The organism is Nocardia beijingensis NBRC 16342, from assembly GCF_001612785.1.
GTDB classification, from domain to species: Bacteria; Actinomycetota; Actinomycetes; order Mycobacteriales; family Mycobacteriaceae; genus Nocardia; species Nocardia beijingensis.
In genome coordinates this window covers 163,839-181,980 of sequence record NZ_BDBC01000012.1, presented here as the reverse complement: position 1 = coordinate 181,980, position 18,142 = coordinate 163,839, and the positions used below count along the sequence as shown (strand labels likewise).

Below are 18,142 nucleotides of genomic sequence, written 5' to 3'. Positions count from 1 at the left end.
GTCTAGCAGAACTCGAAAGTAAGGACCGCGAAGGCCGCTCATCACCAGCGTGGCGACCTCGTTCCACGTATCGCTCGGCAGCGCGCAGTGGACGCTGACCGTCGCGCTGCTCAGCGGCGCCGTCGCCACGCCGGTCCTTGGCCGGCTGGGAGCCGGCCCGCACCGGCGGGCCGCGATCCTCGCCACGCCCGACGAACCGAGTCCAGTTCATGAGCAGTTCGCCACCGCCGGTGATTGACCGGTGTCCGGTGGTGGGGGAGGGTGGAGCGATGGCGGGAGGCGAACTGCGTCACGGAGTCGAACTGTCCAATCTGGATCAGCCCTTGTTCGACGAGGCCGAGGCGAGCAAACGGGATCTGGTGAACTATCTGGAGTTCGCCGGGGAACGGTTGCTGGGCGTGTTGCGCGGACGGCCGCTTTCGGTGGTGCGGGTGCGGCCGGGGCAGGAGCCGTTCATGCAGAAGAATCTCCCGAAGTACACCCCGGAGTGGGTGGCGCGGACGAAAGTCTGGGCGGAGAGTTCGAGTCGGGAGATCACCTACGCGCTGTGTGACGACCTGCGGACCCTGATCTGGTTCGGCAATCAGCGGGCGGTCGAATACCACCCGACCCTGTTCCTCGCGGAAACCGCACCCGAACCCACACATCTTGTGCTCGATCTCGATCCCTCACCAGGACAGACTTTCGCCGATGCGGTGGCAGGTGCCCGGCTGATCCGGGAAGCGCTGGCCGCGGACGGATTGTCCGGAGCGGTGAAGACGAGTGGTTCCAGGGGATTGCATGTGTTCGTACCGGTGGTCTCGGGGATCGATGTCGAGGACGCGGCCGCGGCGACGCGGGCCGTGGCGGCGCGAGCCGAGCGGATCGATCCGTCGGTCGGCACGACGGCGTTCATCCGAGACGACCGACACGGCAAGGTCTTTCTCGATGCCACCCGTGCGGGTGGTGCCACCGTGGCCGCCGCCTACAGTCCGCGTATCCGTCCGGGTGTCACGGTGTCGTTCCCGCTGCGCTGGTCGGATCTCGACGAGGTGACGCCGTCTGATTTCACTGTGCGGACCGTGCCGGACCTGCTCGGCGACAACGATCCATGGCAGTCGGAGATGCCCGCCCCGCAGCGTCTTCCTCCGGATCTGGTCGAGGAGGGACACACGATTCCAGTGGCCCGGGTGCAGGCCATGCACGAGGGCAAAAGGCGTGCCCGTGCACGCCGTGCGGCCGAGGCTCCGCCGAACAGCTGACGCGACATCCGATCAGCAGCAGTTGGCCGGTACCGAACTTACAGATCGTCTTCCGCACGCTGGTGCGGCGAGTTCCGACGCTGCGCTTGGCGATTCCTTCGAAGAGGTCCAGTTCGAGCACGCCCGGCTCGCTTACGGGCTGTACGAACTGCCGGTGAGCTGGTAGCCCGCATACGAAACCTTGTGTCGGAACTCTTGTCTCCGCGTCCATGTCCGTACCGGTGAGTCCCCGCTGCGGCCCGCGAGGTGCGGTGGCTTCGGCTACGCCGGTTGGAGAGTGCGCTGATCTGCTGCGGCAGGTGTGGTACCAGCAGGATTCATATCTGTAGTAATCGTGTTACTCTGCCGTAGGTCCGCGGCTGTGATGTGTCTCCTGTCCTACAGCTATTGCGGCCTGGAACACTCCGGCGACGGTGCCGGGTGGAATTCACGGAGAGTTATCGATGCAACGACAGCAGGGGCCGTCTCGATCGAGGTGGCGACGGTGGGCCGTTCCGGTGGCGGCGGCGGTGGCCGTGGCTTGTGGTACGGCGGTGGCCGTGGTGGGGGTGGACACGCGGGAGGCGGCCGCCGCTCCGGTCGGTGACTTCTACGTTGCGCCCGCGCAGATTCCCGCGGAGCGGGGAGCGATCATCAAGACCGCGCCGATGGCCTTGTTCGCGGCTCCGCCGACGGCCCAGGGCTGGCCGGGTAAAGCGCAGCACGTCATGTACACCTCGCGGTTGCAGGACGGGTCGCCGGTCGCGGTGAGCGGGACGTTCATCGACGCCACCGGTCCGTGGCAGGGACCTGGGCCGCGTCCGACGGTTGTCATCGGTCCCGGGACTTCGGGGCAGGGTGACCGGTGCGCGATGTCGGTGGCGTTCTCGACGGGGTTGGCGTTGTTCGCCGAACCGTCGCCGGGGTTGTCGGCGAACCAGGAATTGCCTGCCTCGGCGCTGTGGAGTGGGTTGGGCGCCCGGGTGCTGGTGACCGATTACATCGGACTCGGTACGCCCGGTATCCATACCTACGCCAACCGGATCGAGCAGGCCCACGCGGTGCTCGACGGTGTGCGCGCGGCCCACAACCTGGCGGGTGTCGGGCCGGATACCCCGGTGGTGTTGTGGGGTTACTCGCAAGGTGGGGGTGCGACCGCGGCGGCGGCGGAGATGCAACCGGACTATGCGCCGGAACTGAATCTCAAAGGCACCTGGGCGGGTGGGCCGGTCGCAGATCTGGCCGCGATCCTGGAACGGATCGACGGTTCGCTCATCAGCGGCGCCATCGGATTCGCGATCAACGGTCTGCTCGCGCGATACCCGGAACTGCAGAAGGCCGTCGACCGGGTGACCAGTCCCGCCGGGCGCGCGATGCTCGAGACGTTGAGCGATGAGTGCATCGGTGACATCATCACCCGTCACGCGTTCCAGCGGACCGGGTCGATGACCAACGACGGCCGCTCGCTGACCGAGCATTTGGCCGAGATCCCCGAGGCCGCTCCGGTGCTGGCCGAGATGCGCGTCGGCAATCTGACCCCGCCCACGCCGGTGCTGATCACCAGTGGCTTGAACGACGACACCGTCCCCTACGGTCAGGCTCGCCGGCTCGCCGAGGACTGGTGCGCGAAAGGCGCAACGGTCACCTTCCGTACCAACGACCTGCCGCCGATCCTGCCCGGCGCGACCATCCCGAACCATTTCGGTCCCGAGATTATCGACGGATTCGGCCCCGACAACGCGGTCACCTATCTGCTCGACCGCTTGGCCGACAAACCCGTTTCCGGCTGCACCATCGACTGACTTCGTCTCCACCGGGATCCGAGCGGGCCCCGCATCCGACCGTCATCGGATGCGGGGCCCGTTTTGTCGACCGTCGAAATGTTATGTCGCGCTGTCTGTTCTCTCTGTCCGGATGCCTCTCGGCCGGCGGTGTGCCGTGACGTGTCCGGGTCCGGCGGTTCCGGTCGGCCCAGCGCGTAAGCCGGGGCGATGCGTTGCTGCCGGCGGCTCCACAACTCGGTCTTCGGTTCCCGAGTGGAGGTGGACCTGGCCGCCGCGAGGCTCTCGCCCACCTCCACCGTGTGCGGCTGGGAAACGATGCCCGCTTCACCTCGTGAACCGGAGGCCTCGCCGCTAGGCCGCCGCCACGTCCGATCATCACACTCGGCAGAAGTGGTGGCAGGCAGTGGCTTTCACGGATCGGCGCTGCGTGCGACGCCCCGCCGTTTCCGCACGCCGATGGTGATCCGGCGTTGTCCGGAGCCGGATGTGGCTGCGCCGTAGGTGCCGACCAGTATCAGGACACAGCCGAACAACTGCAGCGCCGTAGGTCGCTCGTCGAGCGCGACGGCGGCCAGGACGAGCGCGCCGACCGGCGTCAGCATGAGCATGGCCGCGCTCACCGTGCTGCTCAGCTGGGCGGTGGCCAGGGCGATCAACAGCCAGCCGCCGATCTGGCCGCACACCGCGGTCAGGGTCAGCCAGCCCAGCGCCGTCCAACCGGGCGTGAACGTGACGCCCGGCCACAGCGCCCCCACGGCGGCCGCCGACAGCAGCACCAGCCGGTAGGACTGGACCACCTGCCCGCTGTGCCCGCCGCGGCGCAGGAGGAAGAGGAACCCCGAGTAGCACAACGCGGCGAGGACGGCGTGGATCGTTCCCCGTACCGGCGCGCTGCCGGAGGCTCCGGCCTCGAAGACGCCACCGGTGAGCAGGATGCCCGCCACCAGGAACGGCGACACGACGAGGAACGCGCCGCGGATCGGCTCGCGATCGATCAGCAGTGCCAGCAGCGGAACGATGACGACCTGCGCGTTCACCAGCACCGCCGTCAACCCGGCGCCGACCTCGTAGATCGCTTGCGTCCACAACAGCGCGTCCGCGGCGAACAGCACACCGGCCGTCACGGCGACCACGGTCTGCCGCCGCGGCAGCGCGCCCTCCCGTCGGCGTTCACCACGGGCCAGCGGCCACAGCAACGGCAAGGCGAGCGCGCAACGGAAGAACGTGGCGGTGGCCGGTGCGGCGCCGGACAGCTCGATGAAGATCCCCGAGGTGGCGACGCCGAGCGCGCCCACGGCCATCGCCGACCGTGGCCGCGCCCGAGCCGCGCGGGACACCACTCCCAGAAGTCGCTGCCGCGGAGTATCGACCATCGGCCGACGCTACAACCGGCGAATCCGGGAAGCACGCGAATATGTCCGCCGGGCCAGGGCTGAGCCACCGCTTCGGATACGGCACTGTGTCGTGCTGAGATTCGGTGTGAATCCTTTGTCGATGGCCGGCCCTCTCATAGATGTGCCGACAACCAGGTCGGCACGCAATCGAGGAGGTCGTTGTGATCATTGCCGCCATCGCTGTCGCCGCCGTGCTGGTCGGCACGTGCAGCGTGACCCTGCTGCGCCGCCGGAGCCGCTCCCGTGACTGACCTGATCTGGCCCGACGAGCAATTGGTGAGCGCCGCGCGTGAGGGCGACGCCGAGGCGATCACCACACTGGTGTCGGGCTCCTACCCGCATGTGCGCCGATTCGCCCACACCCTGTGCGCCTCCGCCGAGGACGCGGAGGACGCCGCGCAGGAGGCGCTGATCATCCTCTACCGCAAGATCGGGACCTTGCGGGCCTCGGGCGCGCTGGCGTCGTGGATGTTCCGCATCGTCCGCAACGAATGCCTGCGGCAGTGGCGCACGATGACCCGTCCCTCCGAGCCGATAGCGGAGGCCGCCGTGGCGTCGGCGGAGGACGAGGCGGTGCGGCGGCTCGAAGCGAGCCGGGTGGCGAGCGTGATCGCCGCGCTGCCCGCCGATCAGCGCCGGGTGCTGATCATGCGGGACGTCCAGGGATACAGCGGCCGGATGGTCGCGGGCATGCTCGGCCTCAGCGTCGCGGCGATGAAGTCACGCCTGCACCGCGCCCGCGCCACAGTCCAGCAGGAGCTGCGGACCACACCGTGGTCGGCTCAGGAGAGGAGCGAACGAAATGCCTGACGAGCGGAGTTTCGCCAGCGCCTCCGTGCCCCGGCATCTGGCGCGCGGCGTCGCGGGCTTCGGCGCACTCATCGGCGCGATCGCCTTGCTGCCGGTATTCGGGGCGTTCAGCTTGCTGCTCGCACCGGTCGGTCTGCTCGCCTTGCGCGGGTGCCCGACCTGCTGGGTGATCGGCTTGATCCAGACCGTGTCGCGGGGACGGCTGCGGCGTACGTGCGCCGACGGTCAGTGCAGATTGACCACTGCCGGGCACGATCCGGCCGAGCACGTGACCAGCCTTCGCGCACCCGGCTCACCGTTGTCGCTCTCGCCTCATGGCGCCGGTGGCCGTTCGCCGCGCGATGTGTCGCTGCCGGACGGAGGCAGCCGTCGAGCGTCGTGACAGGGGCACGCGGCCGTCGGCCGCTAGCACCTGATCCGGATCAGCTGATCGTTTCCGCCGAGTTGCCAGATCCTTTGCAGCACAGTCCAGTTGCGGGTCGGTCGTCGCGCTGGTTTGCGGCCTGGCGGTGACGGCAGCCGGGTGCGGGCACGTCGGCTGGACCTCGATCACCCTATCGCTCGGGGGATTCCGCCGAAGACCGCACCACCGCGGGCAGCCCACCGATGACACCGTCCGCCTCCAGAGCGCGGATCTCGCTCAGGCCGAGAGCGGTGAGCAGCTCCGTGCTGTGCTGGCCGAGCAGGGGAGCGGGCCGGCGGTGGAGACGCCGGAGACCGGCAGAGAACCGCACCGGCACGGTGCTGTGCCTGGCCGTCGCGGCGACCGGATGGGCCACCGGCTCGAAGAACTCCCGGAACTCCCGAATCAGGTTGCCATGGTGTCGCCGAACGCCGCCACCGCGCAGGCGACAGTGCAGGAGGCGTGGTCGGAGATCTCCTCGGCGGTGATGACGCTGCCGGTGATCGCGATCGCAGGGGTGATCGGCAGCGCGCGGACGCGGACGGAATCGGCTTCGGCGATCTGGTCCGCCGGAAGCAAGGCCCAGCTGTGCGCATCGGAACCGACCTCGACCACGGCGTCCTGAATGGTTCCGATGGGTCTGCCGAATCTCGGACGCACCCCGGCTGCGCGGAAGGCGACGTCGATCGCGTCGTGCAGCGGCGGATCGGATTGCCGGGACGGCACCCGCAGGACGTCCGCGGCCAGGTCGGTGATGGCCGCGACGCCGCGCGCCACGGCGGGGTGATCTCTGGACACCACCGCGCGCAACGGTTCCGACCAGGCCGGTGAGACTCTGAGCCCCGGCGCGGAGACCACACCGCGGGCCAGCGCCAAGTCCAGTTCGCCGCGCCGCAGCGCGTTCAGCCGCTCGACGACCGGCAGGTCGACGAGGACGACTTCGAAAGCGGGCGTTCGCTCGCGCAGAGCGTCGATGCCCCGCTCGAGGCGGGCGGTCAGGCCCGCCGTGGTGCCGATGCGCACTGTCGCGGCGGGCCCGCCGACGGCGGCGGCCCGGACTCTGTCGGCGGCCGCGAGCGCGTCCCGCGCCGCGCCGAGCACGCGGTGCCCCGCCTCGGTGAGCTGGACTCGGCGCGGCGATCTGTCGAACAGCCGGACCCCGAGTTCGCGTTCCAACCGCGCGATCTGCTGGCTGACCGCCGGTTGCACGATGCGCAGTCGCTCGGCGGCTCGGCCGAAATGCAGTTCCTCGGCGACGGTGACGAAGTAGCGCAGCGCGCGCAGTTCCATTGAGCCTCCCGTCGTCACCTGCGGCGATCACATCATGTTATTGCTGCACAGGGGAATCGGATCTGGCTGCCCCCGATCGTGACGTGCTGGAGTCGAAGTCATGAGCATCGAACCGGGCACGCTCGGAGCCCATCTGCGGTACAGCGAGGTAACCCCGCGACAAGCGGTCGAAATCAAGAGAGCCGGATACGGCGCGCTATGGCTGACCATCTCGCCGCCCGCCGATCTCGCCGTGGCCGAGCGGATACTCGACGCCACGGAGCGTCTCGTGGTCGGCACGGCCGTGGTGAACATCTGGACGACCCAGGCGAGGACGGTTGCCGCCTCCTATCACCGGATCGTCGCCGCGCACCCGGGTCGATTCGTCCTCGGGATCGGCGCAGGCCACCGCGAAGCGGATCCGCGGTATGCGTCGCCCTACACCGCGATGGCGGCCTATCTCGACGAGTTGGCCGCCGCCGGTGTGCCCCCGAGCGGGGTGGTGCTGGCGGCGTTGGGGCCGAGGATGCTCCGCCTGGCCCGCGACCGCGCCGCAGGGACGATCCCGGTTCTCGTGACGCCCGAGTACATCCGGCGAGCGCGCGAGATCCTCGGCGCTGCCCCGCTCGTGCTGCCCGGTCAGATGGTGGTGCTGGACAGCGACGTCGAACGTGCCCGTGCGACCGGCCGCGCCCACGCCGCGCCCCCGGCCCTGCATGTCGCCAACTACACCGCCAATCTGCGCCGCATCGGCTTCACGGACGCCGATCTCACCGAGCCGGGCAGCGATCGCCTGATCGACGCGCTCGTGCTGCACGGCGCGCCCGCCACAGTGGCCGCGGGCATCCGGGTCGCCCTGGAAGCGGGTGCGAACCACGTCGGCCTCACCGTCCTCGGCGACGACCCGATCGGCACGCTCCGCACGATCGCCGATGCGGTATCGCGCGCCGTGCCACCGCGCTGACACCGGGCACCCGCGCGTTCCCAGGCGGTTGCCCCCACGCATCAGCTTGTTGAATTCTCATTGTGGATGCCTAACGTTGGTCACTCGAGAGTCGCATTTCCTCTACGCGCACGATCCGGTCTTGAAGGGCGAAGGGGTGCAACCGGATTCGCGCTGGAATCCGGGCGCGCCGCCGCCGGTCGCGCCCGCGTCGGCCACTGTGGCCCCGGTGCCCCTACTTGCGGCCCATGGTCGACGCCTGCCAGAAGTTCGCCGGGGGTGTGGGCGGGTGGTACGCACCGGCGAGCAAGGCGATGATTCGCTTCCGCGATCTCAACGTGCGCCTGCTGCCGTACCTGCCGTGGCGGGGCCTGATCGGCGGTGCCCCGCAGAAAGTCGCCCGCACCATCCGGGCCGGAGATTACTCGGACGTCGAGCGAGTCTCGGGGAGTTAATTCGCGTGACTCCTCCCGTGCCAGGGTCGATACTCGACGCTGCACGAGTCGATGGCCGGAGGTGGGGAATGAAGTTGGCGGAGGCGTTGGCGTTGCGGGCGGATACGGCGCGCCGGATCGAGCAGTTGCGGGCTCGCATCGTGAGCAACGCTCGGTTTCAGGAGGGGGAGGAGCCCGCCGAGAACGCGGCGGAGTTGCTGGCCGAGGCGGGTGAGGCGCTCGGTGACTACGAGACGCTGATCCGGCGCATCAATCGGACCAACGCCGCCGCGCGGATCGGAGACGACGGCACCTTGACCGACGCGCTGGCCCGCCGGGATGCGTTGCGCCTGCGGCACTCCCTGGTCACGGCCGCGGCCGACGCCGCGGCGGGCAAGGGGCAGCCCGGGTACGCACGCCAGCTGCGGTCCGAGCTGAAGATGTTCGCGGCGTTGCCGGTCGCCGAACTGCGCGGGCAGGCCGATGACATCGCCAGGGAACTCCGGGAACTCGACGTGCGCATCCAGCGCTCGAACTGGGAGGTCGACCTGTTGGATTGACCGGGAGAGGTGGAGCAGGTAGCCGTCACGGAGGCGTGCACGACCCCGATCGGCCGACGGGATATTCGGCCGCTTTCTCGGCGCACGATGGGCAGTGCGAGGGGTTCGACTCCCCGTCTCACACCGCAGCCCAGCACGGCGCACACGAGACAGTGCACAGCACACAGCACACCACCATGTGCAGATCCGTGGCAGCGAGGGCGGGTCAGGGGCACTCCACCTCTCGCGTCGGTCCCAGAGTTCGCCGCACATGCTCTTCTGCGTCCGTCGATGAGTTTCGGCAGCAGGCGCCGTCTCCTCTGTGACTCGACGAAAGGACGAACTCGTGCAAATCCTGGCTCGCCTGTGTATGACCGCCGATGGCTATGTGACGACTCCGGACGGCTGGCCACCTCAGGTCATCGATCCGGTGCACGGCCCGGGCAGTCACGGTATCGCCGAATTCCTGAAGACCTGCGAGGCCGCCCTGATGGGCCGCACCACCTTTGAACCCGCACTCACCGCCGATCGCTGGCCCTGGCCGGACCTGGAGGTCTTCGTGCTCAGCTCACACCGTCCCGAGGGCACTCCCGACGATGTGACCGTCGACGACGATCCGCAGCGGCTGCTGGAGAAGATCCGCGCGGCCAATCGCGGCGGCGACGTGCACCTCATCGGCGGCCCCGGCACTATCGAGACCTACCGCGCCCTCGGCGTTCTCGACAAACTCGAACTCGTGATTCTGCCGTTCTTCGTCGGCAGCGGCATGCGCCTGACCGATTCGCTGAACCCGCAGACCAGTCTGGAATTCGAGAGTTCACGGCCGTTGGACGGCGGTGGGGTGGAGATCGTCTACCGAGTGCTGCCGCACCACTGACAGCGGAAACTCACCCGCGCTTCAAGGAACCCCACGCAACCGGCGGATGGCCGCTGGTCAGCAGTTCTCGGTGTACGGCTGGTAGGCGGTCGATCATCGGTTGCCCTCTGCGGTACCCGACCTGGCCGCATCTACCGGACCATCCAGTCACGGGGTTGGTCGATGACCTCGCTCATGCGTCCGGCGCCTGGCGGTTCTGTTCGTTGAGCGCACACCTGGTGTTGGCAAGTGAGCGCATGTTGGAGGTTCCCTCGATCCGGTGGTTCCCGGTCGCGATGGTGAACGGTGGGCACCCGTCACCGAGGGCTGTCGAGGCCACCGGTGCATCCGCCGTCAGGCGACCGGTGCGCCGTGGAGGACTACGGCGTCAGCTCGGTGGCGGGTACCGGCCCGACGGTAAGGGATGTGGCGGGCCGCTCAGCGGCCCGAATAGCCGAGAATTACCCAGCCCGCCATTTCTCAGCTCGAACGCGACGGCGCCTCGGTGCACGATGTACGAGTACTGCGCCGAGTAGCCAAGGCGCTCCACGTACCGCTTGCCATACTGGTTGTGGAGTCGAACGAGGAGGCGGATGTGAACCGTCGCAACTTCCTACGAACCGGTGCGATCGGCGCAGGCGTGACCATGTCTCCGGGGGTGATTCGTTCCGAACAGGCCACCCCGTCAGCAGCGGGCAGTGTCCGGATCGGTCCTGGTGAGGTCGCCGAGATCAACGCGACGGTGAACGAGATTCACGAGTTGGACCTCCTGGTGGGCGGCGACCGGCTGTGCCGTGTCGCGGCCGGTGAAGTGCGCTATGCCGTACAACTGCTGGACAACGGCACCTACACCGATGACGTCGGCCGGACATTGACCAGCGCCGCAGCCGAGATGATGGTTGCGGCGGGTTGGGTCCACTACGACGCGGGACGCCTGGAGGATGCGCGTCGCTACTATGCCGACGCCGCCCAAGCCGCCACCGCGGCCGGTGACGGAATCGCGGTCGCGCACGCGTTGGGTAACGCCAGCTCGTTGCTTACCGAGTTGAACGGTGGCACCCGCGCGGGAACCAGGCAAGCGGTGCAGTACGCCCAGACTGCTTCGCGGGCGGCGATCAGTCGCGGTGGCCCGAAACTGCGCTCCCTTATGGCGATACGTGAAGCCGATGCCTTGGGAATGCAAGATCCGGTCGGCAACAAAACGGCTGTCACCGACGCGCTGAGGCGGAGTCACCGTGCATATGAATCCGGTCGTGGGTTCGACCCTGAATGGGTTTACCTGCCTGATGCACTGCTGAGCGGCATGACCGGCATGATGCAGATGTACCTCGGCGACCACAAAGCCGCCTCGGAACAGATCAGAGCGGCCATCGAGGGATCATCGGCCTGGCCGCGCGAACAAGCCGAGTGGTACGTGCTGCTCAGCCGCAACCTGGTCCGAGCCGGAGAGATCGCTGAAGGTTGCCAGGTTCTGACGAACCACTTCGACAACATCAGCCGGATTGCCTCCACCCGGGTGCGTCAGAAGTTGAATGGCATAGCCACTGCTGTTCGATCGCATGCCGCGGTACCCGAAGTTCGGGAGTTTCTGGGCGTATGGGCAGAGCGAACCTCATAGGTACACACCGCTCGGGACCCGGCCGCGTTGCGCGTCGCGGCTCCGAACGCCACGAAGAGTGCAGCCGAGTAGGCGCTGGACTGGCGAGGCCTGAAGATGGCGACGGTAGTGCCGACATGGAGATCAGCGATGTCGAGCAACGCGGACTTCGAGGCAACGGTCGAGCAGCGATCCCACCGCAGGATGTGTCGGGCATCGTGGGGACCGATTCATCTACACCTACACCAACGGCTGGCAGTACGAGATGTTGCGCAGGTACCGCGACGCGGGTCCCACCCACCGCTCTACGTGGTCCCCGAGTTAGCCGAGAGCACCCCTGTTCGAGTACGTCGGCGCCGATGACGACACCGTTGTCTCGGTGGCCCCGGCGACCCCCCGAAGGGCTGGGCCCAACGCGCCGACTGACCACGTGCTCGGTGATTCGACCGCAGGTGCACATGGTCCTCGAGGTGCGACTCTTCGCCGAGAGCCCCGGCTTCTCGCGCCCGGCCGGGAGCGTATCGGGAGAGGTGCTATGCCGCTCCTGCGTCCCGTAGGTTTGTGCGCCGCCCGCCCTGGATGGGTTTGGGGTGCCGGTGCGATCCACCTGTATCAATGGCGCGATGCAAGGCAGCAGGTTCCGCTGGACCTTGGTTAGGGAAACGAACCTTTCATTGCTCGCGCGGTCGACCGGGTGCCCCGGCCCAGGCCGCACCCGTGTTTTACTGCGGAGACGGAGGGCGGCGCACGCAGGAAGTGTGGATTCGCGCCGTTGCATCGGCGGTTGCCCTCTTTTTCAACCACTTGGCGGTTATGCTCGAACCACCGTTCTCCGGCATCTCGGCCCTTCGGTGGTGGCGCGGCCGAACCGTCATTGTGAACTCTCACTATCGCGTGCCGGTCGTGCTTGCCGAAAATCACGTTACTCGGAGTAAACCGTTCTCTGCTTTCTTGCTCTGGCTACGCTGGTGCAATAGTGCAGTTAACGGGGGTGGAAGGAAGCTCCACCATGGCTCTCACCTTCGCCGAACGGCAAGGTCTCACGGTATCCGGTCGGCCCATGTCCCTGCCGCTGAAGGACGTGCGCGCCTTGTCGCGGCAGATGGTCGGACATTTTGTCGAAACCGTCGCCCCTTGCGGCACGCTGCCTGGTGACGCCATCCACGGCGACATCACCATCATCACCCGCGTGTGCTTGGAGCTGGCAGCCAGCATGCTGGACGGCAGCAACATTTCGGAGAAGACCGGGCAACTCGAGGATGCCGCCGCGCAATGGGCTCGCGAAGGCGTGCCCATCGGTACTATTCACCACGCTATCCATGAGGGCTTCAAGATCGGCTTCGACCTGGTGGTGTCCACGGCGTTGGCCGAGCAGCGTGCCTCCGGCTCAGCCGAAACCGAGCCGATATCCACCGTCAGCACGGCCGATTATCAGAGCATCCTCGACGGCGCCAAACTCGTCGTCGAAATGCTCGACACCATGACCACGGCGGTCTCGGCGGCCTATGTGCGCGAACTGCGCGCTGTGGTTTCGGAGCACCACACCGCGGTGCATACGCTCACCTCGGCGCTACTCGGGGGCCACCCCACCTCCACCATGGCCCGCGAATGCGGCATCGACATCTCAGACCGCTATCGCGTATTAGCCCTCGCCATTCCGCGTCACCCGGACGAGTCCAACCCGATGCTGGACGCGCAAGTCGTCGCCCGCCGCAAACTCCGGCGCGTGCAGGCGGAATTGGCCACCTGCTGCGACGACACCGTGCTGTCGTTGCTTTCGGTGGACGGCGGCACCCTGCTCATCCCCGCCGATGACATCACCAAGGGCAGCCTGAAGGAATTGATCGGGCATCTGTCGCGGGCGGCCCGCGTGCACATCACCGCCACCGAGGTGACCGCCGCTACCGACGCCGTGCCCACCGCCGCGGATCAAGCCCATGAACTGCTCGACATGGTCGCCCGGCTCGGTTCGGTGCCGGGCCTCTACCACTTCGACGAGCTGGCTCTGGAATACCAGCTCACCCGCCCCGGCCCTGCCCGCGAACAGCTCGGGTCGCTGCTCGATCCCCTGGATGAATATCCGGAACTGTTGGAGACTCTGCAAACCCATATCGCGCACAACCTGAACCGCAGGCGCACTGCGCGGCTTCTGCACGTGCACACCAACACCGTGGATTACCGGCTCAAGCGGATCGGTCAGCTCACAGGTTTCGATCCCGCCGAAGCGAGCGGGCTGTGGCGCCTGCGTTCGGCGTTGGTCGCCCGCACCTACCGAAGGTGATCGGAGCGCGGTGGAGTGGGTGCGGATTACTCCAGTCGATCAGCGAGGCCGACATTGAGAACAGTTGAAACGCATTCGGCCGGAGTCGAGGAGCGGGAAGCCGAACATGAATGATATCCGAAGAACCGAGGTCGAAGGATTTCGGGTGACATGGCGGCTGTTCCATGATCACTTGATCTCTATTGTCGCCGTCCACGAGGCATCCGGCGTCACGCCGATCGTATCCTTCGGTCCCGAGAATTTCCCGGATCTCGCACAAGCGCGGGAACTCCTTCCGGAGATGGCCAAGCTGTGGGACGCGGTACGCCATGACTTCTGGACGAAACTCATTCCGCCGCAACCGCGGTGCAGGCAGCGGCGATGGAAATGATCGCGAAACCAGCCGGGCTTGCCGACTGATCGGCGCGGGGTGCGGAGCGCCCTGGCCGGAGTTCGTCGTCGCCGTGCCGGCGATCCGGCGGCTGGGCGCGGCGGCGGTGCTGATCGGCCCGGCCTGGAAACACGACGAGGTCGCGCACGCGGTGGCGGATTCGGACCGGCGTCGCCGCGTGATGGCTGAGAAATAGCCAAATCGGATGCGCGAAGGTTGCGCGAATTCCCCCCTTCGGGCCGAGGGAGTCGCGGCGGCGCGCCGATCGTGCTCCTGCGGCCACACCGCGACCGGACGGTTCTTCGCCACCGATCAGAAGAGTTTGCGGTGCAAGCCATCTCGCAGCAACCGCGATCCTGCAAAGGGTGCTTGGCCAAGTGAACTTTCGCGGGGCACACTCTAAGTAACGACGTCCGGCGCCGCCGGTCGAACGCGGGGGCGAGGTCCGAGAGCACATGAGGATTCGGCCGAGGCAGCAGTTGCTCGAGCTGTGGCGGGCGGTGCTGGCCCATTCCTACCGGAACGGAACGTGGAAGTGGGGCGGACGCGACGGCGCGAACTCCATCAGCGACGCCGAACAGCTGCTCTGCCTGCTGTATCCGGCCACCGAGATCGAAGCGTTCGCGCTGGACCAGCCGAACGACATGAGTCCCGACGTCCGGTCCGCGCTGGCGCCGTTCGGCGAGGAGACCCGCATCGGCGGCGTCCTGGTCGCCTTGGTGGAGGACTATCTGCGCCGCTACACCGGACCCGACGGCGAACCGGTCTTCGCCAGCGGCACCTACTTGCGCTGCGGCGATGACAGCCCGCTCACCGCCCAGCAGCAGGCGGTGGAGGTCGTCGACTCGTACTCGATGTCGTTGAGCCTGTGCATCGCGGCGCTGCGGTTCCTGCGCGGGTTCCTGCGCTTCGTCAGCGGCGAGGTCCGGCTGGAGGCCAGGCAGCTGCGCGAACGGATCCCCACGGTGATCGAACAGGTCAGCGCGCGGCTCACCGCGGCGATGGCGGGCCTGATCCGCAGTTTCGTCATCCACACACCGGAGCCGAGGACCGAGTACGGGCAGTCCATCATCTACATGCTCAATCAGTCCCGCACGCCGTCCGACGAGATCATCGGACGGTTGTCGACGCAGCTGGAACGCCTGCGGGTGCAGGCGGCCAACGAGGTCAGGCTCAGTCAGACCTCCGAGATCGATGTCGCCGACGACGGGCGGCTGTTCGAATGCGGATGGAGCTGGGGCATCGTGCGCAGCGCCGAACCCATCGATCTCGTGCCCGGCCGGGTCAGCGGCATGCGCGGGTACGCCGAATCCCGTCCGTATCTGTACTTCACGGCCGTCGCCCTCGACGGCATCATCGACCTGTCCTCGCAGCGTATCCGCGAGCTCGATCTGCTGACCGACGAGCAGCGCACCCTCGCCGACGCGCTGCAGCTGCGCTTCGAGCTGACCCGCAACTACTGGTCGAGGGTCGCCCGCTTCGACAGTGGCCGCTGGCCGCTGGAGGACATCCCGTGGCGCACCTCCGACGGCGAGGAGTCGGAGTACTTCAGTCTCGTGGTCGCCGCCGTGCTCATCCAGGACCTGGTCTACCGCGAGAGCACCGAGGATCTCGCGCGCACGGTGTCGGTGCTCGACCAGCTGGCCCGCCGCGGGCGCATCACCAGCCGGTTCACCGTCGGTGATCCGGCCGCGCCGCTGCACTACCCGGGTGTGCGACTGAACCTGGCGGGCAGCGAGGACGTCGCCGAGGGGGCGCCGCTGATCTGGTATGTCCCCGATTTCGCGACCATGCTGCTGAAACGCTGCCTGGAGGCCGCGCGGCTGCGCACCGACGTGGACACCCGCGACCGGCTGATGGCCCTCGCCGAGGCGGCGATGGATCACCTCGACCAGCGGGTGCTGCGGGACGGTCCCGCGGTCGGCCTGTGGGACGACATCGGCAGGCTGGTCGGCGCGGGCGAGGCGGGGCCGGAAGGTCCGTCCTGGTTCGTCACCGAGCGAATGATGGAGTGCCTGGTCATCGCCTACAGCACCTTCGAGCAACCGCCGCTGGCGCCGCAGGCGATGGTCGCGCGGGCGGTGGACCTGCTCAGCGAGGCCGAGCATCTGCTCAATCAAGAGGAACTGGAGGTCGAGGGCGAGGATCTCTCGCCGAAACAGGCGGCGATCAACCGGATCCGGCAGTCGCTCGACCGGGCCCGCCGCGTGCTGCGCGAACGTCCCGGCACCGCCTACAGTTTGGCCACCCAGGCGTTGGTCCAGCTCGACGAACTGGCGTACGCGCGCCGGGACGCGACACGGTAGGGGCGGCATCGTGCTGGTGTTCTCCACCTCCGACAAGGGCGGCACCGGACGGTCGGTGACCAGTTGCAACATCGCCTACCGGCTGTGCCGTTCCGGCCGCAACGTCGCCTACGCCGACTTCGACCTCGGCTCGCCGACGGCGGGCGCGCTGTTCGAGATCGGCGCGGCCGAACGCGGCGTTCCGAGTGGCGGCGTGCACTCCTACCTGCTGGGTGAGAGCGGAACCGTCGCCCGTCTCGACGTCGGCGCGACGACCGATCGGCCGGAACTGCGCCGCATCGGTCCCAATGCGGGCCGGCTGGTGCTGCTGCCGGGGGACGAGGGCGGCGCCGAATTCCTCACCGACGACGACGCGGTGGTCCAGCGGTGCGCGGAACTGCTGGTGGCGCTGGATCACGAATTCCCCGTGGTGGTGGTCGATCTGAGCGCGGGGCGTTCCGCGGCGCTGCAGATCGTGTTGCAGGCGACCGCCATGCCGCAACTGCGCGGGCTGACCACCCGATGGCTGATCTTCCACCGCTGGACCCGCCAGCACATCCTGGCCGCCGCCGGTCTGGTCTACGGCTCGCACGGACTGCTGAAGACCGGAGCCGAGTGCGGCCACGACCCGGAGGAGTTGCTCGGGTCGGTGCGCTACGTGCGCACCGCGGTGCCCGACGCCAACTGGGACGGTGTCGCCCAGCGCCCGGCGCAGGCGGCGTGGTTGCAGGAGCAGGACACCGCCTTGCGACGGCTTGCCACCGCCAAACGGCTCGGCACGACGGGGGTGCTCGGCTCGACTCCGATCGAGCCGGTGCTGCAGCGGCGCGAACAGCTCATTCTCGACGCCGACGTCAACGCTCAGATCGCCAATCCCGAGACCGCGCAGGCTTATGCCGAACTCGCTCGGCGACTGGTCGACAACGCGACCTGGGAGAGGCTGTAGATGCGGGATACACAGGGCTACAGCGAGGCCACCGAACAACCGCGAATCGCTCAGGTCCCGTTGTCGCACTTATCGATCGAGGTCGGGCATTTCTATCTCAACGACATCGTCGCCGACATCGAGCGGGTCGGCGCGGAGTTCCGCCGCATCGTCCCGCTGGTGTCGGCCTTCACCGAGTCGGCCAAGGTGCAGTTCGGTCCGAACGCAAGGGTCAGCACCTGCTATCTGATCGATGACTACTTCCAGTCCGATGGCGATCCCTCCGCCATCCTCACCAAGCTGCTGGGCGCCGCGGACGAAGCCGGATTGGTCATCGACTATCTGGCCAGGGAGTCCGCCTGCTGGCGGGCTTCGAGATTCGTCGACGGTGTCGCGTTGGGTGAGCCGATTCCCGTGGCGGAGATGGTGGCCGCGCGCATCGTCGCCGAGCCGGCGCCGCCGAGCACCGGCCGCAGGCCGCCGACCGCGGAGTCGGGCTGGCTGTGCAACGGGCGGCGGTCGTCGGAGGACGAACGCGGCCAAGCCATGCGGCAACGGGTCTACCAGCCGCCGGAGGAGTTCGGCCGCCGGGAGCATTCGATCTTCCTCGACGTGGAACTGTGGAGCAAGCACGTCGTCGACGGGGTGGCGGTGACGCGCTGGTCGTGCCCGTTCCTGGCGGCGGTCTGGCATCTGCTGCGGCTCGGCATGCTGCGCTATCACGGCGCGGCCGTGGTGGATCCGCAACCGTGGCGCCGCGTCGATCTCGCGCCGCGCCGCTGGCAGGACCTTCCGCCGGTGGTGCAGCTCAATCCGTCCGCCGCGCCGTTCGCCGCCTACAAGACCCTGTCGATGCTGCCCAAGCGATACATCGCGATCGAGCACGCCGTGCGGCTGGTGCTCGACCACCTCGACCTCGACGACGACGTGGTCGAGCAGACCATCGCCCGCGGCGGCGAGGAGCTGCCACCGGTGCCGGTGCCGCGCGCGGTCAGCGAACGGCTCTCCCACCTGCTGCTCGACGGGGCCTGA

Annotated in this window: 17 protein-coding genes and 2 pseudogenes; 16 read left to right on the top strand and 3 right to left on the bottom strand. The window is 67.9% G+C overall.

Annotated features, from left to right (window positions below; genetic code table 11):
* Nucleotides 1-49 precede the first annotated feature (49 nt).
* The 4 genes and pseudogenes from NB3_RS08690 (at nucleotide 50) to NB3_RS08680 (ending at nucleotide 3,022) form a co-directional block, all read left to right on the top strand.
* Complete coding sequence (locus tag NB3_RS08690) at nucleotides 50-238, top strand: hypothetical protein (RefSeq protein ID WP_067799236.1); 189 nt, start codon at nucleotides 50-52, stop codon at nucleotides 236-238.
* A gap of 31 nt (nucleotides 239-269) precedes the next feature.
* Nucleotides 270-1,241: a DNA polymerase domain-containing protein gene (locus NB3_RS08685; protein WP_067799234.1), complete on the top strand. Its 972-nt coding sequence runs from the start codon at nucleotides 270-272 to the stop codon at nucleotides 1,239-1,241.
* A 38-nt stretch (nucleotides 1,242-1,279) separates the two neighbouring features.
* Nucleotides 1,280-1,407, top strand: a pseudogene (locus NB3_RS34910) (cytochrome P450); the annotation flags it as partial.
* Between the two features lie 277 nt (nucleotides 1,408-1,684).
* A complete protein-coding gene (locus NB3_RS08680) occupies nucleotides 1,685-3,022 on the top strand; it encodes a lipase family protein (protein WP_084486013.1) in 1,338 nt (445 codons plus the stop codon).
* A 392-nt stretch (nucleotides 3,023-3,414) separates the two neighbouring features.
* Here NB3_RS08680 and NB3_RS08675 read toward each other — a convergent pair whose 3' ends face one another.
* Nucleotides 3,415-4,377: a DMT family transporter gene (locus NB3_RS08675; protein ID WP_218020558.1), complete on the bottom strand. Its 963-nt coding sequence runs from the start codon at nucleotides 4,375-4,377 to the stop codon at nucleotides 3,415-3,417.
* Between the two features lie 264 nt (nucleotides 4,378-4,641).
* Between NB3_RS08675 and NB3_RS08670 the strand changes: the two genes are divergently transcribed.
* Together NB3_RS08670 and NB3_RS08665 are read left to right on the top strand one after the other, a co-directional pair.
* Nucleotides 4,642-5,208 carry an RNA polymerase sigma factor gene (locus NB3_RS08670; RefSeq protein WP_067799226.1) on the top strand — a complete coding sequence of 189 codons (567 nt, stop codon included), beginning with the start codon at nucleotides 4,642-4,644 and terminating at the stop codon, nucleotides 5,206-5,208.
* Entirely contained in the window at nucleotides 5,201-5,590 is a 390-nt protein-coding gene (locus NB3_RS08665; protein ID WP_218020557.1) for a hypothetical protein, read from the top strand. Before NB3_RS08670 ends, NB3_RS08665 begins: the two co-directional genes overlap by 8 nt.
* 172 nt (nucleotides 5,591-5,762) lie before the next feature.
* On the opposite strand, the pseudogene NB3_RS08660 reads toward NB3_RS08665, so the two are convergent.
* Nucleotides 5,763-6,008 (bottom strand): annotated as a pseudogene (locus tag NB3_RS08660) (hypothetical protein); the annotation flags it as partial.
* 8 nt (nucleotides 6,009-6,016) lie between these two features.
* Nucleotides 6,017-6,901, bottom strand: coding sequence for a LysR family transcriptional regulator (locus tag NB3_RS08655; protein ID WP_067799220.1), 885 nt, complete (start codon nucleotides 6,899-6,901; stop codon nucleotides 6,017-6,019).
* Nucleotides 6,902-7,001: 100 nt separating this feature from the next.
* On the opposite strand from NB3_RS08655, the gene NB3_RS08650 reads away from it, so the two are divergent.
* The 10 genes from NB3_RS08650 (at nucleotide 7,002) to NB3_RS08605 (ending at nucleotide 18,142) form a co-directional block, all read left to right on the top strand.
* A complete protein-coding gene (locus NB3_RS08650; RefSeq protein ID WP_067799217.1) occupies nucleotides 7,002-7,844 on the top strand; it encodes a TIGR03620 family F420-dependent LLM class oxidoreductase in 843 nt (280 codons plus the stop codon).
* A 227-nt stretch (nucleotides 7,845-8,071) separates the two neighbouring features.
* Nucleotides 8,072-8,278, top strand: a complete 207-nt coding sequence (locus NB3_RS08645; protein WP_067799214.1) for a hypothetical protein — start codon at nucleotides 8,072-8,074, stop codon at nucleotides 8,276-8,278.
* 68 nt (nucleotides 8,279-8,346) lie between these two features.
* Complete coding sequence (locus NB3_RS08640; protein WP_067799211.1) at nucleotides 8,347-8,817, top strand: DIP1984 family protein; 471 nt, start codon at nucleotides 8,347-8,349, stop codon at nucleotides 8,815-8,817.
* Between the two features lie 301 nt (nucleotides 8,818-9,118).
* Nucleotides 9,119-9,673 (top strand): dihydrofolate reductase family protein, encoded by a 555-nt coding sequence (locus NB3_RS08635; protein WP_307693982.1) that lies wholly within the window; start codon nucleotides 9,119-9,121, stop codon nucleotides 9,671-9,673.
* A 550-nt stretch (nucleotides 9,674-10,223) separates the two neighbouring features.
* The gene (locus tag NB3_RS08630; protein WP_067799208.1) at nucleotides 10,224-11,270 is read left to right on the top strand and encodes an NsdA family TPR-like regulatory protein; all 1,047 of its coding nucleotides are present in this window, start codon (nucleotides 10,224-10,226) and stop codon (nucleotides 11,268-11,270) included.
* A 988-nt stretch (nucleotides 11,271-12,258) separates the two neighbouring features.
* Nucleotides 12,259-13,530, top strand: coding sequence for a PucR family transcriptional regulator (locus tag NB3_RS08625; protein ID WP_067799205.1), 1,272 nt, complete (start codon nucleotides 12,259-12,261; stop codon nucleotides 13,528-13,530).
* A gap of 106 nt (nucleotides 13,531-13,636) precedes the next feature.
* Nucleotides 13,637-13,900 (top strand): hypothetical protein, encoded by a 264-nt coding sequence (locus tag NB3_RS35525; RefSeq protein WP_067799202.1) that lies wholly within the window; start codon nucleotides 13,637-13,639, stop codon nucleotides 13,898-13,900.
* A gap of 455 nt (nucleotides 13,901-14,355) precedes the next feature.
* Nucleotides 14,356-16,206 carry an SCO2524 family protein gene (locus NB3_RS08615; RefSeq protein WP_067799198.1) on the top strand — a complete coding sequence of 617 codons (1,851 nt, stop codon included), beginning with the start codon at nucleotides 14,356-14,358 and terminating at the stop codon, nucleotides 16,204-16,206.
* A 10-nt stretch (nucleotides 16,207-16,216) separates the two neighbouring features.
* Nucleotides 16,217-17,131 carry an SCO2523 family variant P-loop protein gene (locus NB3_RS08610; RefSeq protein ID WP_067799195.1) on the top strand — a complete coding sequence of 305 codons (915 nt, stop codon included), beginning with the start codon at nucleotides 16,217-16,219 and terminating at the stop codon, nucleotides 17,129-17,131.
* On the top strand, nucleotides 17,132-18,142 hold the full coding sequence (locus NB3_RS08605; RefSeq protein ID WP_067799192.1) for an SCO2522 family protein: 1,011 nt from the start codon (nucleotides 17,132-17,134) through the stop codon (nucleotides 18,140-18,142).

Coding starts and splice junctions, on each gene's coding strand:
- NB3_RS08685 (WP_067799234.1), top strand. CDS start 270: ATGGCGGGAGGCGAACTGCGTCACGGAGTCGAACTGTCCAATCTGGAT.
- NB3_RS08680 (WP_084486013.1), top strand. CDS start 1,685: ATGCAACGACAGCAGGGGCCGTCTCGATCGAGGTGGCGACGGTGGGCC.
- NB3_RS08675 (WP_218020558.1), bottom strand. CDS start 4,377: ATGGTCGATACTCCGCGGCAGCGACTTCTGGGAGTGGTGTCCCGCGCG.
- NB3_RS08665 (WP_218020557.1), top strand. CDS start 5,201: ATGCCTGACGAGCGGAGTTTCGCCAGCGCCTCCGTGCCCCGGCATCTG.
- NB3_RS08655 (WP_067799220.1), bottom strand. CDS start 6,901: ATGGAACTGCGCGCGCTGCGCTACTTCGTCACCGTCGCCGAGGAACTG.
- NB3_RS08650 (WP_067799217.1), top strand. CDS start 7,002: ATGAGCATCGAACCGGGCACGCTCGGAGCCCATCTGCGGTACAGCGAG.
- NB3_RS08645 (WP_067799214.1), top strand. CDS start 8,072: ATGGTCGACGCCTGCCAGAAGTTCGCCGGGGGTGTGGGCGGGTGGTAC.
- NB3_RS08640 (WP_067799211.1), top strand. CDS start 8,347: ATGAAGTTGGCGGAGGCGTTGGCGTTGCGGGCGGATACGGCGCGCCGG.
- NB3_RS08625 (WP_067799205.1), top strand. CDS start 12,259: ATGGCTCTCACCTTCGCCGAACGGCAAGGTCTCACGGTATCCGGTCGG.
- NB3_RS35525 (WP_067799202.1), top strand. CDS start 13,637: ATGAATGATATCCGAAGAACCGAGGTCGAAGGATTTCGGGTGACATGG.
- NB3_RS08615 (WP_067799198.1), top strand. CDS start 14,356: ATGAGGATTCGGCCGAGGCAGCAGTTGCTCGAGCTGTGGCGGGCGGTG.
- NB3_RS08605 (WP_067799192.1), top strand. CDS start 17,132: ATGCGGGATACACAGGGCTACAGCGAGGCCACCGAACAACCGCGAATC.